The sequence below is a fragment of the Clostridium disporicum genome, from assembly GCF_001405015.1.
GTDB classification, from domain to species: Bacteria; Bacillota; Clostridia; order Clostridiales; family Clostridiaceae; genus Clostridium; species Clostridium disporicum_B.
Window position 1 is genome coordinate 42,847 of sequence record NZ_CYZX01000026.1, and the last position, 13,722, is coordinate 56,568.

The following is a 13,722-nucleotide window of genomic DNA, read 5'->3' on the forward strand; positions in this document are numbered from 1 at the left end:
TTTTAAAATCACTCTAACCTTTTAATGCTTTAATCATATCAAGTTAAAGAATTTAGATCAACCATTAATCCTCATTCTTTTCGTCATCATCAATATCATCATTCTCATCATATTCATCGTCTTCGTCTTCATCTTCATTTTCATCTTCATCTTCATTTTCTATTTCATCTTCAAGCCTATCTTCTAACTCATCTTGTAGTTCTTCAAGCTGATCTTCATCTAAAAATATGCTTCCATCAACATTTCGCAATAATTCTAACATCTCTTGAGTTGTTAAATTTTCTATTGCATCTTCAAAATTATCCTCATCAAGTTTTACTAAGGCCTCATATTTACCTAAGCTAATTCCTTGGCTCTGAGCCTTTTCTAAATCTGATTTTTCTCCCTTTAAAAATGCTACATCAGTACCTTTAAATGTATTTTTAATAACCTGTTGAATATCTTTTTCATAATCAATATTCTCATTTCCAATAAAAGAAAATCCTACTAAAACTGCATTATTGTTATTTAAATAATTGCTTTGACTTAATAAATCTCTTAATGCTATTGTTCCTTCTTCAAAAGTCATTCCTTTTATTTTATCTAAACCTAATGCAATAGCCTCATCATTTATACCTTTTACACTCTTTATAATTCCTTTTTCATCTAAATTAAATTCTATACTAGGATTTATATCAAAAGTTAAAACTGCATAAACATTATTCATTTTAGTAGTGAAAATATTCATTATTGGATTAATTAAAATTATAAATAAAGCTGCAATTGCGCCTAATGGTACTATATACTTTTTAAATGGAATTACCTTAGCTGCTTCTTTTTTCACATAAATGTCTTCTTCAAAAAAGAATATAGGGTTTCCTATCTTTAATCCATCTTTATTCTTTATTCTAGCTAATGTTCCATCTTCTTTCATAACAATAACATAGTCATCTTTTATTTCCATAACTATCCCTTTAAACATACTGCACCTCCTATCTCTTTATCCATAATCTTAAGTTTCTAAAATTCTTATCAATAATAATTACTACGGATATTATAAATTTCTTACTTCTTTTAATCACTTTTTCTGTAACAGAAAACTTTACTGAAATTTGCTTTATAGGAAGTCTTCTTTTTTCATACATAAAACTAGTTAATGGCTTTTCCTTGCTAACCTTTTCTGATAATTCTATGGCATTTCTTCTTGTATCTTCATGTTTAGGCGCCTCATCCACTAAATCTTCAAAAGTAAAGCCAAAGGCTTCTATTTCATTTTTCAGTTTACCTATTTCATTTGATAATTCATCACTTTCTTCAACCACTGTCTCTGCTACTTCAGATATGTCAATCCCTTTATCTTTAAGAGCTTCTATTGATTCAACTTTATTATTTCTATTCTCTTTTATTAGATAATTTTTCACTCTACTACTTATGACAAGCTTTGCAAAAGATGAAAAACTGCCTCTGCTCTCTTCATATTTATCTATAGCCTCTTTAAATGCAATGAGTGCTATACTTAATTCATCATCATTTTCTACGGATACGTATCTCCCAGTAATTGAACTTACAGTTTTTACTATAAACGCCATATAGTCTTGGATTAATTTATCTATACTAGTATTTTTAATATCATTAATATTCTCTTCTATAAATTCCATTTAATTATCTATACCACCTCTCTATTTTTCCTTACAACAAAACTCTAGGAGTATCCTCCTAGAGATATTGTTAACATAATACTCTGCTAAAATTCAATTAATCATTATCATAGTGATCATCTATATCATCAAAGTCATTTATATCATCAATGTCATCATAATCATCATAGTCATAATCATCATGATCTAAATCTAATCCTGCTTCATGTTCTTTTAAGTCAATTATATCCTCTATTACATCATCATATTTTTGTCCATATTGATTTTCTAATTCATTTTCTAAAATCTCATCCCATGCTTCACCATTCTTAGCAAATAAATCATTAGCCCAATTTGTTCCATATTTACTTTCTATAGCTTTTATTATCTCATCTCTTTTACCTATTTCTTCTGATGTATAATAATCATAGTCATCTATATCATCAATACCTAACTCATTTTCTTCTCTTTCTATAACATAATCAATCAAATCATCATACTTTATACCAAAATATGCTTCTAACTCATTTTCTAAAACTTCATCCCATCTGTCACCATTTTTTGCTAATAAATCTGTTGCCCAATTTGCTCCATACTTATTTACAAGATAATTTTCTATTTCTGATGTAGTAACATTTCCTCCAGTATATTTTGAAGTATTTGTATTTACTGGCTTTACTTCTACTGTTTTATTCATTGATCCATCATTACTTGAAGCCATTGCTGTTAACCCAACTCCACATACCCCTGCTAATACTAATCCTGCTAAAATTTTATTCATTTTCATTTTAAATTCCTCCATTTACTCTCTTTAGTATTAAATACCTAATGTATTTTTTATTTAGGTATCACTTTTCTCATTTTCATCAATTTATTTTTACATTGTCTAATACAATGTTTAAGAACTTTTTTATTTCATTTCCTTCTGACACTATTAAATACAATTAAGATTTTTTATTTAGGTACTTTTTTATTAAAATTTAAATTTTTTATTTTATAATTTAATGATTATTTATAAAATAAAAGAAGCTATGCATTTTGCTTAGCTTCCTTAACCTATATTAATAATATTTTATTTTTCTATTAAGCTCTTTAATTCTTCAAATCTATCTATTATTAATTGTGAATCCTCTACATTGCCAAATCCATATCTTGCATAAACAAATGGAATATTACATAACTTTGTTGCATTATAATCTCCTTCTGTATCTCCAACATATATAGGATTTTTTAAATTATTTCTCTCAATTACTAACTTTATATTCTCCCCTTTAGGTAAGCCAGTTCTTTCATAATTCTCAAAGTCAATAAAATACTTTTCTAAGTTATGAGCTTCCAAGAAGGCTTCAACATAACCATTTTGACAATTGCTAACAATAAATAGCTTGTACTTTTTATTAAGTTCAATAAGCACCTCTTCAACATTATCATATAAATTCCCACCATTTACTCTTAAATAATCACATTCAGCTGCTGCACACTCATCAAATATTTTTAATCCTAATTTTTTATCAATATTTGGTAGTAATCTTTCAACTATCTCCTCAGATGTTAATCCCATTATACTTTGAATCTCTTCAATTGTAATAACCTTATTAATTTCTTGATAATTATTTTTTAATACATTATTCCATACGTCTAAAATACTATAAGTTGCATCCCACAACGTCCCATCTAAATCAAATATAATACTATCTATTCTCATCCCTATTTCTCCACCTTTTAAATTTATACCCTTGCTTATTATGAAAACTAAAATACCTCTCTATATAAATATATCATTATGGCTAATATAAAACTATATTACTTTTATACTCTTTTAGCCTCATACTTTTTTTATATTAGGGCAAATTAAAATATAACTTTATTTTGAGGTGTAATTATGCTTGAAGAATTATTTGATATTTATCTACCGATTTTAATTCATCTTTTTGAATTAATGGGAATTATTATATTAACTCTAGGTACTTTCACTGCCTTTATCAACTACTTTAGAGGTAAATTCTCAAAAAAAGATTATAAGGTTAAATATGAATTTGCTGATGTTATGGTTACAGCATTAGATTTTAAATTATCAGCTGAAATTTTAAAAACCGTAATAATAAGAAGCAAGGAAGAACTAGTAATCCTTGCTGTAGTATTTATAATAAGAATTATTATGACTTTTGTGTTAGAAAAAGAAATGAAAACACAAGAAAAGAAAGAAAAATTTAAATAAAGTGCAAACTAATACAATTAAGAGTTAATAATTTAAATACTAAATTATTAACTCTTCTCTTTTAACTATTAATTTTATTAATTCGTTACAATATTATTAACTAGCTTTTGAATCCATATTAATTATACTAAGTAGCCTTAGCTTATTGACTTCTAAATTATTATTATCATTATTGTAGCTATACCATCTATTCATAAATTCTTCGTTTGAATCTATTAAATCTTGAAAATATACAATATTTAAATCATCAATAAAACCATTTAAAACCTCATTAAATTCTTCTGATTTAAGTAAATTTACAATGAAACCTCTATTCCAGCTTTCATCATTTATATATTTATCATTAATAACTTGTCCTTCTTTTGGTAATGATTTATCTACAGTATTTCTTACTATATTTTCATTACCATATAACGCTACTAGTAAATTTATAAAGTTTTCTTTTGGTGGGGCTATCTTATTAACATAACAATCTATATTGTACTTTTCTTTTATATAATTATAAAATTCTATTATTTTATAAAGACTTAAAATCCACGCATTTTCTTCAAATTCAGAAATAACCTTAAATTCATTTATTAATAAATCTTCTTTTCTTTTATCTAAAACTCCTAATTTATACTCTTTTATCTGTTTATCCATCCACTTTATCAAAGCTGTATTATTTATTGTATCCACATCACTTTCATAAACTGGAATATAGTATTTATCATTAATTAATTTGTAGTAAAGAATCCTTTTTCTATAACAACTACTAATAAAGTTATCATATTTAATTAAATTTTCTTTCCAATTATAAAATCTCTGATCCCATATAAACCCTATTGAATCAAGCTTTTCTATGAATTCTGGATTTAAAATTCTCTTATTATAAAGAGTTCTTTGAAGACTTATAAAACTATATAATCTACTATACTCTTCTGAATTAGGTACATTTATGTTCCCATATAAGCTTTTAAACTCACATAATGCGTCAAAATACTCTTCCCAATTATATGTTATCTTTTTCTCTATATTTTTAAGTTGCGATATTAGTTCAAAATGCTCATCATATAACGCTAAACGCACCTCATCACTTTCTACCCCTATACTTTTTCTATACTCATTATGTAAAGCTTTAGCTTCTTCTAACTGAGTTCTAAACTTCATAAGCTCTAAATTATCTATATTATCTACAAAGTCAAACACAATAGGAGTTTTATTAGCTGAATCTGCTGTTAGACATCGTCCAAGTTGCTGATAATATATAGTTGGAGATTTAGTTGTTCTAAGCATAATAATTCCACTTATATTTTTAATGTGAATTCCTTCATTTAATTTACTTATGGAAAATAATAGTTTTACTTCTTCTTTACAATCATTATTTTCAAAATCAAAAAGCTCTAAAGTATTATTATTCTCTGATGTCACTATGTACTCTTTAACTTTTACAGTAGGTTCTAAAATATTATTAAACCAAGTTATTACCTCATCCTTCATTTCATTTAGGTGTTTATTATTTTCACAAAAAACTATGAATTTTAGATTATCTACTTTAGGTAAATGCTTCTTAATAACATGCTCTGCTTTACTTTCTTTTTCGTATAAAGCTTTATAAATATTAAGCTCTTCTATATACTTTTTTCTATCCTCTGTAGATATATTATATTTTTTCATTAGCTTCATCTTTTTATCTATTTCTTTATCAAGATTATACATAGCTGAAACATATATAGGACTAGGTAAAATCCTTCTTACTATAGCTTCTGAAAGGCTTAATGGTGTTGTAGATACACCATCTAAAAGCTCACTAATCATATCTCTATTATTATCTAAAAATCTTATTGGAGTTGCTGATAATCCTACAACTTTTGCACTTGAATTTTTATCTAAAATGTAGCTTACAGCTTTCCCCCAGTTTAATGCCCCAGCTCTATGAAGCTCATCTAAAATTATTAAATCTACCTTTAAATTATCTATCTTCCCTTTAGAGTACATAGCTGAAAACTTACTATATGTATAAAATTTACACCTTGTCATACTCCAAGGGGCTAGTCTCTTCAATCTCTCAATAATTTCATTTGTAGGTGCTAAAAGAATAGAATCTTTCTTTATATAGTCAAATAATAATTGAAGTATAATAAAACTCTTTCCTGTTCCCGTAGCATTAGGTACAGCTACTCTATTTTTATTTTCTAATATTGCCTTTATTTCTTTATATGTATATCTATTATGAGGTCTTAAATCTGGCAATAATACTTGCCCATTATCAACTTCTGAAAAATTATTTATAAGCTCTTCAATGTAATCAAAACTTTCTAAAGTCATGTTAGTTTTATTAAATATATTAATCTTTTCAACATATCCATTTAAGGATATTATCATAAAATATTTGCAGTTATATCTTTTGCTAGATTCTTTTTCAAACTTAACTAATTCTTCTCTTATCACTGTATTAGTTAATGGCTTATTTACATTTTTAGCTTGTACTATCCATACTACTTTATTAGGATTATTCTTTCTTGATAAAAGTATATCTGCTCCCCCATCCCATGAGCCTCCATTAACTGTTGCTATAAATCCATTACCTTCAAAAAGAAATGCTAAATACTCCTCAAATAGTTTTCCTTTAATATGTATATAAGCTTCATTTAATATTTCCTTGATTAAATATATTTCCTTATTGTAGGTCATCTTCTTTAGTTTATCTAATATGCAATTTTTATCTTCTTCTTTCATATCTTAAGAAATTTTCTCCTATGTTAGTAATCTTTTCTTTCTTAATATAGCAAGAATAGTTAATACTCCCAAGACAAAAATATCCATTTAATAATGTAATTTGTTCCAAATTTGAATTTTGTTTAACTTTTTTGAAGATATAGATGAATTTTACTCCATTATTTTTAGATAGAATTACTATTTATAATTAAGCTAAATAAACTTAAGAAATAAGAATTTTACTTCTAATCGTCGCTACATACACAGAATGAATTTTGTAGCTCTACATATTCTTCTTTACTAAGTGATTTTAAGTATTCATCAAAGTGATCTTCTGAACAAAAGTATCCAATCTTATTTTCAAAATAATCTTTTGATAATTCTTTTTTGCAAAATAAACATTTTTTCATTTTTATCACTATCCTAACCTTCGTTAATTTTATATTTCATATGTTATATATCTTAAAATATTAATAGTTACTATTTTATCTTATAGACAAAATAGTAACTATTACACTTCTTCATTAAAAATAGTTTCTACAATTTACTTACTTTTATTAGAGCTTGAAGAAGACTCCTTCATTTTACTACTTATTATAGAATTTTCAATTATAGTGTAAAATATAGCCTCTTCTACATCAATATCACTTTTATCTCTTATCTCAATATTATATCTATGTGTTGGACTAAAAAATCTTCCATCTATGACATAGTCTACATTATTCTCATTATCATAAATTTTATAATCTTTACAGAACAGTATCGCATCTGGAATAGCTCTCCCCTGTTTATTATGATTTTCATCATAGAAGTATTGTACACGCTTTAATCTCCAAAAGTCTCTTTGCTTTTCCTCACCTATATATCCAGTTGTATCTCCGTTAGCATCTTCTACCTTTGCTAATCTATTAATTGATATATTAAAAAGTTTTACTTGTGTTAATCCTAACCTTTTTATTTGACTTTCCTTCTTTATAAGATTGCCATGAATATCCTTTAACTGAAGAGTATCTCCAAAGATAGGAAAGAATTTTCCTTTAACTTCGCCTATTAAAACTCCATCACTAAGAATATAATAATGTTTTCTAAAGGAAAATAATTTTTTCTCCATAGTAATTTCATCAGAAAGTTCTATTATTTCTTCAAAAGTCTGTGTTTGTGGATTGATTATATCTGTTGATGTTTTTCCAAATACTCTAATCTTTTGAGCAATGTAAAATCCTAATGTCAATAAAAGTATAAATATAAGTATTCCACATACTATCTTAATAAATTTATTTAAAACTCTCATTTTCTTCCCCCAACTAATATAAGTTATTAAATAATTGTATCACCGAAAAATTAGTCCAGCAAGTTATAAACTAAGAACAAAAGTGATTACAGTAAGCAATAATTTACCGTAATCACTTCTCAAAATTGTATTTTATTATTTTTTACATATTAAACAAAGATAAAATCCTTCCATAAATTCATTTGGAATAATTCTGATAGATCTACTTATTCTCTCATCATACACCTTATCTTTATAAAAAATTGCTCCTTTTTTATAATTAGGAATATTTATATTTATAGGCAAAATATCTGCATCTTTATTCTTTTTTAATAAATAATTTACTACTTCCTCATTTTCTTGTGGTGAAATTGTACAAGTTGAATACATCATAACACCACCTCTTTTTAATGTTGCAAAAGCTGATTGAATAAGTTCTCTCTGTACTTTTATAAATGGTCCATTCTTTAGCAATTTAAGCTTCTTAGTATTTTTAATATTAATTGTCCCCTCTCCTGAACAAGGTACATCTAATAATATCTTATCAAAATATTCCTTATAAATATTCATTAGCTTTCTACCATCTAGATTTAATGTAGTAACATTATTAGCTCCATGCTTTTCTATATTAAAATTTAATCTTTCATATCTAATTTTGTTAACTTCGTTTGCAATTATTTCACCTTTATTATTCATCTTTTCTGATAACTTCAAAGTTTTTCCACCTGGTGCCGCACACATATCAAGTACTTTATCTTTCTCATTTACATCTAATATTTCTGCTGGCATTATACTAGATAAATTTTGCATATATATATATCCTTTTCTATATGATTCTAACCTCTGTAGTAATCTTTCTTGCTTTTCTTTCAATATATATACGTCTTTAAAACAAGTGCTTTTATCTACTTTAATATTTTTTCTTTTTAGTTCCTCCAAAGTCTTATCGCTACCTTTTTTTAACCTATTTATCCTAAAGGTTGTCCTTCTTCCTACTAAATAACTTTTTAATATTAAGTCAACTTCTTTTGGAGTATATATCTCATATAACATATCTAGATAATACTCTGGGAATAACCCTCTAAGTCCTTTAATACCTATATTTATAGCCATAATTCCTCCCCCTAATTTATAACTTTATATATTATATGTTGAGTTTCTAATATTTATATTCCAATTATGTTTTACTAAAGTTAAATAAAAAAACAGATTACTATAATAAAAATTTATTAAGTAGTCTGCTATTTTTTCATTTACATTTACTTAATTTTGCTCCATATAAGTTCCCATGCCTCATTATTATAATTTTCAAAATCCATATGACAACAATCCCAATTATCAGGTTTAATTCCTGAATAAGGCTTAAATCCAAACTTTAAATATAAAGCTATAGCCTTATAACTCCAAGTTTGTGTTTTTAAATATACATACTTTTCACCTTTTAATTTTTCATTTTTCAAAATATATGATATAAGAGCTTTTCCTAATCCCTTTCCTCTATAATCAGGATGAACTGAAAGCCAATGTAATCTATACTTTATTCCTTCATCAAAATGCTTTCCAAACCATAATGATGCAGTTGCAACTACTTTTCCTTTAGGGCTCTCTACAAAATAACAATAATTACTTAAATCAACATTTTCCTTAATAAATTCATCTTCAAAATATCTTTTAGCATCGGATACATCTTTGAATTCACCCACTTCTGTTTGAAGCTTGCTCCATTCTTCTTCCATCCCTTTTTCATAAGGTTTAATTGTATATCCTACTGGCAATTTATACTTTCTAAAAAATTCACTATTTCTTCTTATCATTAATACCTCGTAATATTTTATCGATTTATCCATAACTTATTCTCCCTGTATAGTTCTATATTAATAATTCTATGAAAAAAATATTTATTAATGATTTTTATTTTTCCATCTCAAATTTAAGCAAAATTTATTGAAAAAAATTAAAAATACTAAATAAATACATATAACTTTTAATTGATTATTCTTTCTTACAAAAGCTTTCCATTTCAACTTTGACTTTCTTTGACCTTATTCGTATAATATAACTGTACAAAGAAATAAGATATAAAAAATAAATTATTAAAGGAGGTCTTTGTATGTATGGTTTAGTACCTTTCAAATTTAATAACAGAGGAAACAGAGGATTAACAATCAATGATATGTTCCAAGACTTCTTTAATGATGATATATTATCACCATTTACTGAAGCTAATCACTTTAAAGCTGATATAAGAGAAACTCCAGACGAATATTTAATTCAAGCTGAATTACCAGGAGTAGAAAAAAATGATATAAATATAGAATACAATAACAACTGTTTAACTATTCATGCAGTTAGAAAAGAAGAACATGAAGAGACTAAAGACAACTTCATAAGAAAAGAAAGACATTATGGTGAAGTTTCAAGAAGCTTCTGCGTAAATAATATAGATAAAGCACAAATTCAAGCTAAGTTTGATAATGGAGTTTTAAGTATTAGATTACCTAAACAAGAAAAGACTGTGAATAATACTAAAATTGAAATTCAATAATAAATCACTTTAAATTGAATACTTTAATATTTAGAAAAGAGATGATTATTTATGAAAATATCAAATCTAAGATCTAATCCTAGATTCAAAAATTTAAAGTTTAAACTTAGAAAATTACTTCATAGCTCAGATAAATAAAAAATACCTTACTAAGATACACCTTATTAAATAGCACCTTTAAATAAATATCACTGCAATTTAATCAAAAAAGAAGGTGGTATATTAGAAGTTAAGTTACTAAAAGAATTATTAACTAAAGTAAAAGAAGTATAATCTTAGTGTAACTTAAAATACCTTTGGCAGAAATAATATTCATGCCGAAGGTATTTTTTATAAACAACCATTTTTTATGGCATAGTAATATATTCCTCTGTAGATTTAGCCTGGCTATTATATTTTTTTAACCATATAAAATATCCAAAACATATACCTACTGAGACAATGGATGCTACTGGTGAAGCTAAGCCCATTTTAAATAATGACGTATTAGGCACTTTGCTCATTAAATACGACATTGGAATACGAACTACAAATGTTGCAATCATACTATGAATAAAAGCAATCATAGACCTACCACACCCACTAAAATATGAATTCATACAAAATATAAATGCTACTAATATGCAATCAAAAGAATATGACTTCAAATACATAGCTGCTGATGCTATAACCTCTACATCCTTAGTAAATATACTTGTAATTGTATGAGGTAAGAACTGACAATATACACATACTAATATTCCACATATAAGTGAGTATCCTATTCCATACTTTAATCCTTTTATTGCGCGGTCAGGTTTATTTGCTCCCATATCTTGAGCTGTCATTGTTGCTACTGCTGATGCAAAAGCCGTTGGTGGAAGCATTGCAAATATTATTATCTTTTCAACAACCCCTACCGATGCTGACGCTATTAATCCCATACTATTAACTATTACAGTTATTAATAAAAATGATATATTTACTAATGCATCTTGAAGTGCTAATGGTGACCCTACTTTTAAAATACGTCTTAATGAATATTTATCAACTCTTACATATTCCTTATTAAATTCAAAAGAAAACCCTCTCTTTTTAATAAATATTAATGATATTATTAAACTTATAGCTTGTGCTAAAATAGTTGCTATAGCCGCTCCTGAAGCCCCCATGTTAAATTTCCCAACTAATATAAAGTCAGAGACTATATTTACTACACATGCTATAGCAATAAAATACATAGGTGTTTTTGAATCTCCTACGCCTCTAAATATACCACTTACTGCATTATATCCTACTATAAAAGGAATCCCACAAGCACATATAAAGATATATTGTCTAGCATAGTTTATAGCTTCAGTTGGTGTATGCATTAAAGATACTGATAAATTAGTTCCAAATATCATAATTGGAGTTAAAATAGCAGCTATCATAATAAATAAAATAGTTATTGTACCAACAGCTTTCGCTGCTCCCTTATCATTTTTTTCTCCTATACAGTGACCTATTAAAACAGTTCCTCCCATAGATATTCCAAGTACGATACCTGTTATAGTTTGCATAAGTTGACTCCCTATAGCTACAGCAGAAACAGCAGCGGAATCAGCATATTGTCCTACAACAAATAAGTCAACTGCACCATATAAAGCTTGTAATAAACTTGCTAATAAAAACGGTACTGCAAACCTTAAAAGTGTTGAACCTATTGCCCCTTCAGTTAATGATAATGTTTTTTGTTTCATAAAGACCTCCGAAAATATAAATTTATAATAATTACAGCTTCCCATTATAGTAAGTTTTTTTATTTCAAAATAGAAAGCTTATATAATTAGAAAAATTAAAAAAGCTGGATAAGAACGGATTATCTCCGCATCTTATCCAGCATATTTACCAATGTAATATATACCCTCCGATGAACACAAAGTATATTCAATTATATTAATTAATTTATCAATATAATTATTATACTAATATTTTCAAAAAAGACAAGTCTATTTTTAATATTTGAACTACTATTAATGCTTACTTTTATTAATAGCAAGCTCAAATTCTCCGTTCTAATTATTATACTTTTAAAGTCATCCTAGTACCTACTCCCCCTAAACTCTAATCATTTAATTTTAGCTTTCTAATTAATTTAATTACATATTTAAATATATGTATTAAAAATGATATTCCTGGTAAAAATATTATTGGTGATTATTATGTTTAATTTAATTTATGTTATACTAGGACTTTATTTTATTAGTCTCGTTGTAACTGTTTTAAAAGAATATTACATGAAAATGAAAAGTACTCGTACTAAAGAAAAAACTCACTTAGTTACAAAACTTTTCTCTAAGTTTAAAAATACTTTATCAGAAAAAAACAATATTTTCGTACTAAAGCATAATAAAAAAGAATTATCTGAAGACACTATTGAATTTAATCCAATAGTCTTATCAAAAGAAAAACGTCATTTAGCATTCGAAAATGCTAAATATATGTGTGAAGAATGTGGTAGTATTGCAAATATTGATGTATATAATATTAATTCTTCTGGTTCAGATGAAAACTTAAAGGTACTTTGTAAAAAATGCTCTGAAGAATACTGTGCTAAAATGAATCTACACTACGATTAATAATAAATCGAAAAAGATTTTATTTAGTTGCAAGTGACAATTGGCAAGTTATACATGGAGATTGATTTTATTCCGTAACTTGCCACTTGTCATTTTTAATTTTTAGCTAAAAAGATTGTGTTTTAACCTTGATTTTTCTCTAAATCTACTCCAAATATAAATTTAAACTTGTGATTTTCTTCTCCTGAAATAGTAAACTCTTCATGAACTGGAGCTCCCCATGTATCATCTCCTCCAACTCCCATTTGTTCTTGTGATACACGAATTATAGTATGATATACCGGTGGTAATTCAAAACTATGCGCTGCATTTTCTATCTCATGTGGAGTATATGGTAATGCACTAAAGTTAAGATTCTCACCTTCAAATATTAAACCAAATCCATTATCTGAAAATACCTTTGCATATCTAACATCTGATTTATTTCCATACTCTTGTGGTCTTAAATATGGAACTAAGTCATTTACACACCCTTCATATATTCCTATTTTACATCCATCTTTTCTATCTGTATAATTATCACTTGGCCCTCTTCCATACCATAATACTTTATCTAAATCTGATTTTAATATGAACATCATACCAAATTCAGGTATATTAGGAATTCCCTCGGTTCCAAAATACTCTCCTGTTATTTCTATTAATCCATCTTCTTTAACAAGATATTTTACATCTACATTTACCTTATTGGTGTTAGTATAAAGTAGTGGACACATTAAATCGAACTAAGTAAAATAATATTTAGTTAAGAAAGGATGTGTCCATTATGGGAAAGG

14 protein-coding genes are annotated in these 13,722 nt (G+C 26.5%); 3 read left to right on the forward strand and 11 right to left on the reverse strand.

From position 1 onward, the window contains the following. Nucleotides 1-64: 64 nt before the first annotated feature. The 4 genes from ARA56_RS14600 to ARA56_RS14615 all read right to left on the reverse strand — a co-directional run bounded on the left by ARA56_RS14600 (nt 65) and on the right by ARA56_RS14615 (nt 3,321). The gene (locus tag ARA56_RS14600; RefSeq protein ID WP_055267982.1) at nt 65-961 is read right to left on the reverse strand and encodes an anti-sigma factor domain-containing protein; all 897 of its coding nucleotides are present in this window, start codon (nt 959-961) and stop codon (nt 65-67) included. 10 nt (nt 962-971) lie between these two features. Next, nucleotides 972-1,637, reverse strand: coding sequence for a sigma-70 family RNA polymerase sigma factor (locus ARA56_RS14605; protein ID WP_055267984.1), 666 nt, complete (start codon nt 1,635-1,637; stop codon nt 972-974). Nucleotides 1,638-1,734: 97 nt separating this feature from the next. Next, nucleotides 1,735-2,403: a hypothetical protein gene (locus tag ARA56_RS14610; RefSeq protein WP_055267986.1), complete on the reverse strand. Its 669-nt coding sequence runs from the start codon at nt 2,401-2,403 to the stop codon at nt 1,735-1,737. Nucleotides 2,404-2,688: 285 nt separating this feature from the next. Continuing rightward, nucleotides 2,689-3,321 carry an HAD family hydrolase gene (locus ARA56_RS14615; RefSeq protein ID WP_055267988.1) on the reverse strand — a complete coding sequence of 211 codons (633 nt, stop codon included), beginning with the start codon at nt 3,319-3,321 and terminating at the stop codon, nt 2,689-2,691. Between the two features lie 177 nt (nt 3,322-3,498). Here ARA56_RS14615 and ARA56_RS14620 point away from each other — a divergent pair, with 177 nt between their 5' ends. Continuing rightward, nucleotides 3,499-3,834, forward strand: coding sequence for a DUF1622 domain-containing protein (locus ARA56_RS14620; protein ID WP_055267990.1), 336 nt, complete (start codon nt 3,499-3,501; stop codon nt 3,832-3,834). 96 nt (nt 3,835-3,930) lie between these two features. Here the strand turns inward: ARA56_RS14620 and ARA56_RS14625 are convergent, their stop codons facing one another. The 5 genes from ARA56_RS14625 to ARA56_RS14640 form a co-directional block, all read right to left on the reverse strand. Continuing rightward, on the reverse strand, nt 3,931-6,552 hold the full coding sequence (locus ARA56_RS14625; protein ID WP_055267992.1) for a DEAD/DEAH box helicase family protein: 2,622 nt from the start codon (nt 6,550-6,552) through the stop codon (nt 3,931-3,933). Between the two features lie 224 nt (nt 6,553-6,776). Further along, entirely contained in the window at nt 6,777-6,941 is a 165-nt protein-coding gene (locus ARA56_RS16845; protein WP_172675778.1) for a hypothetical protein, read from the reverse strand. Nucleotides 6,942-7,075: 134 nt separating this feature from the next. Beyond that, the gene (locus tag ARA56_RS14630) at nt 7,076-7,822 is read right to left on the reverse strand and encodes a hypothetical protein (RefSeq protein ID WP_055267994.1); all 747 of its coding nucleotides are present in this window, start codon (nt 7,820-7,822) and stop codon (nt 7,076-7,078) included. Between the two features lie 135 nt (nt 7,823-7,957). Further along, nucleotides 7,958-8,914 (reverse strand): RsmB/NOP family class I SAM-dependent RNA methyltransferase, encoded by a 957-nt coding sequence (locus tag ARA56_RS14635; protein WP_055267996.1) that lies wholly within the window; start codon nt 8,912-8,914, stop codon nt 7,958-7,960. A 146-nt stretch (nt 8,915-9,060) separates the two neighbouring features. Next, nucleotides 9,061-9,648, reverse strand: a complete 588-nt coding sequence (locus ARA56_RS14640) for a GNAT family N-acetyltransferase (RefSeq protein WP_055267998.1) — start codon at nt 9,646-9,648, stop codon at nt 9,061-9,063. Between the two features lie 263 nt (nt 9,649-9,911). On the opposite strand from ARA56_RS14640, the gene ARA56_RS14645 reads away from it, so the two are divergent. After that, nucleotides 9,912-10,346 (forward strand): Hsp20/alpha crystallin family protein, encoded by a 435-nt coding sequence (locus ARA56_RS14645; RefSeq protein WP_055268000.1) that lies wholly within the window; start codon nt 9,912-9,914, stop codon nt 10,344-10,346. 347 nt (nt 10,347-10,693) lie between these two features. Here the strand turns inward: ARA56_RS14645 and ARA56_RS14650 are convergent, their stop codons facing one another. Continuing rightward, nucleotides 10,694-12,067, reverse strand: a complete 1,374-nt coding sequence (locus ARA56_RS14650; protein ID WP_055268002.1) for an MATE family efflux transporter — start codon at nt 12,065-12,067, stop codon at nt 10,694-10,696. 462 nt (nt 12,068-12,529) lie between these two features. Between ARA56_RS14650 and ARA56_RS14655 the strand changes: the two genes are divergently transcribed. After that, nucleotides 12,530-12,946: a hypothetical protein gene (locus ARA56_RS14655; protein ID WP_055268005.1), complete on the forward strand. Its 417-nt coding sequence runs from the start codon at nt 12,530-12,532 to the stop codon at nt 12,944-12,946. A 122-nt stretch (nt 12,947-13,068) separates the two neighbouring features. On the opposite strand, the gene ARA56_RS14660 is transcribed toward ARA56_RS14655, so the two are convergent. Continuing rightward, on the reverse strand, nt 13,069-13,662 hold the full coding sequence (locus ARA56_RS14660; protein ID WP_055268007.1) for a beta-galactosidase small subunit: 594 nt from the start codon (nt 13,660-13,662) through the stop codon (nt 13,069-13,071). Between the last annotated feature and the right edge of the window lie 60 nt (nt 13,663-13,722).